Genomic DNA, 2617 nt, shown 5'->3' on the forward strand with positions numbered 1-2617 from the left:
AATCCGAAGGAGCGGATCAAATGACAGATGAACTCTGGCGCTATTACTATTTTTTGGAAGACGATGCCGGCAATTTTACTCCATTAAAAGAAGTACTGCAGAAAAATAAGGTCAATTATTACCCGGACTATTCTATCAAACTCCTGAAAGAAGAGAAAAGCTTCTCCTACCAATTAAAACAGGATAATTTAAGCATTCTGGTATTATGCTGTTTGGTGGAAAAAGATGATTGGGCGGATTGTCTTGCCTCACTCGAAGCCTGGGAGGAAGAAGCTGGAATTAACCCTGCGGATATCATTGCCCAGACCAGCGTTTTTCTTTCTACGAAAATGGCCTGGGATGAATTCCTGCTATACACACAAAAATTATCCCAGCAAAAAGAAGCCCTTGATATTGGAATTGAACAAGGACAGATGGCCCGCCTTTGCCGTTTATGGCCCCAGGGCAAGGCCTTCTACGCTTGTCACCTGGATAATTACACCAGGCAGAACCGTAATTTTCTGGGAAGTGAACTTCCTTTATTGGAAGCAAGACTTTTGCGCTTGCGCATGATTTCATCTTTCTTAAGAGAGCAGAAAAATACAGTGCTCAGGGAAAGGGAGCAATTGGACCAGGAGTTGTCAGCTATTCTCCATACTCAGCTGGTTATGGAAAAGGGTAGCGCGGAGGAAGCAATGGAGCTGGAGAAGCAAGTGGAAGGACTCTCCCGGGCTTATGGCAAGATAGCGGGAGACTATAACACCCTGTTGTCTGCTGCTAATCGCCTTTCTTCCCTGCTGCAATCCTTTAGGCAGCAGCCAGGCTCTTTAGACGGTGCGGATTTAAGTGAAGGCTTTATTAGTGATATGATTAGTCCCTATCTGCGTTGTCTCAGGGAGATAGAGGATGCGCAAAACAATGTGATGGTATCCCGGGAAAATCACCAGGCTGCCATCGAAGTAGTAAGAAGCAAAATCGACATCATGAATGCCCGCTCCAATATTGCTACTCAAGAAGAAATAAGGAACCTCATGCAATTGAATGTCACCATTCAAAAACAGAGCCTGGTTTTTCAATACGCCGCTGGCTTGATTGAGTTCATAGTTTTAGCTTATTACAGTCATTCCCTCTGGTCGCACCTGGCTCCCGGGGCTTACGGGGCTATACCGGGCTGGATTCAATTCCTGGTGGTTATAGCCTTTTCCGGTAATACTGTATATTGTACTCACCTGATGGCTGAGTATATGCAAGGAGATCATCATGTAAAGAATAAATTAATAGCCTCCGCCATTCTCTTGTTTTTGATATTACTAATCGTAATAGCTGCCAGTGCTTTACTATCCACTCCGCTTCCTCATTAACCCATCATTTTTAAGGCCTTAAGGCGTTCGGAGAGCTTTTTCAGGTGCATATCTTCCTCGCGGGCTATCTGTTCAAACAATAGCCTGGTTTCCTGGTCTTCCGCCTGTTTGGCCAATTCTTTGTAGCGGTCGCGGGCCTGAGCTTCGGCATTAACCGCCAGTTCCATGGCTTTTAAGAGGTTGGCATTCATATTTCATCACTCCCTTAATAAACTAATCTATACTTCAAATATCGCTTGCTTTCTCACGATTTCATTTGGTGTCAAAAGGACCGTCCCCTTGACACCCCCTGGGCTTGCCGGATAGCTGCCAGCAGCTCTTCCCGGCTCAGATCTTCGCTGATAACGAAGTTTCCTATGCCCTGGGGTAAGACCAGACGCAGCTTATGGTTGATTACTTTCTTGTCGTTCAACATGCCTTCATAAATAGCCAGCGGATCGAAAGCTGGCCAACGGGTGGGAATACCCAGGCACCGGTAGAGCTTTATGATTCGCTCCAATTCATCCGAGGTCAAATGATTCTTTTCCCTGGCCAGGAAAGAGGCGGCTACCGTACCCATAGCTACCGCTTCGCCGTGCCGCAACAGAGAGTAGTTACCCAGTTTTTCCAGGGAGTGGCCAAAGGTGTGTCCCAGGTTCAGTATGGCCCGTAGTCCCAGCTCTCTCTCGTCTTGGGCTACCACTTTACTCTTAATCCGGCAGGATTCATATATTATCTTTTCCAAGGAACAAGCTTCCTGTTTTTTGATAGCTTCAGCATGAGATTCCAGGTAGTCGAAGAAGGAGGGATCGTGGATTATTCCGTATTTCACCACTTCAGCCAAACCGCTCTTATACTCCCGCTCATCCAGGGTAGCCAGGGTTATATAGTCAATAATAACCATGCGCGGCTGATGAAAGGCGCCAATCAGGTTTTTTCCCCGGGGGTGGTTTATAGCCACCTTTCCACCTACGCTGCTATCCACCTGGGATAGGAGAGTGGTAGGAATTTGAACATAGTCTATCCCCCTCTGGTAAAGAGCAGCCACCAGACCGGCCAGGTCACCAACAACGCCTCCACCCAGAGCCAACACTACGCTGCTGCGTTCTAGTTGAGCTTCCACCGCTTGATCCAGAATCTTGAAGGCTTCTTCCCGATTCTTGTATTGTTCTCCATCAGGCATTAGAGCTATGCTTACGGTAAAGCCCTGCTCTTCCATGGCTTCTTGTACTTGCAAACCATAAAGCGCAAAAACCGTCGGATTACTCACCAGAAGTATTTTCTCGGTCTTTGTTACT

General features: G+C 46.8%; 3 protein-coding genes. 1 reads left to right on the top strand and 2 read right to left on the bottom strand.

The genetic code is table 11. From position 1 onward, the window contains the following. A partial coding sequence (locus tag PHP87_RS11860) for a hypothetical protein (RefSeq protein WP_299921637.1) occupies window positions 1-1340 on the top strand: 1340 nt, incomplete at its 5' end. Here the strand turns inward: PHP87_RS11860 and PHP87_RS11865 are convergent. Both PHP87_RS11865 and aroB read right to left on the bottom strand, forming a co-directional pair. After that, on the bottom strand, window positions 1337-1531 hold the full coding sequence (locus PHP87_RS11865) for a ferritin family protein (protein ID WP_041427311.1): 195 nt from the start codon (window positions 1529-1531) through the stop codon (window positions 1337-1339). The genes PHP87_RS11860 and PHP87_RS11865 overlap by 4 nt on opposite strands. A 71-nt stretch (window positions 1532-1602) precedes the next feature. After that, the coding region (aroB, locus tag PHP87_RS11870) for a 3-dehydroquinate synthase (protein ID WP_299921641.1) at window positions 1603-2617 on the bottom strand (1015 nt) is incomplete at its 5' end.

It is taken from the genome of Syntrophomonas sp. (assembly GCF_028707975.1).
In the GTDB taxonomy this organism is placed as follows: domain Bacteria; phylum Bacillota; class Syntrophomonadia; order Syntrophomonadales; family Syntrophomonadaceae; genus Syntrophomonas.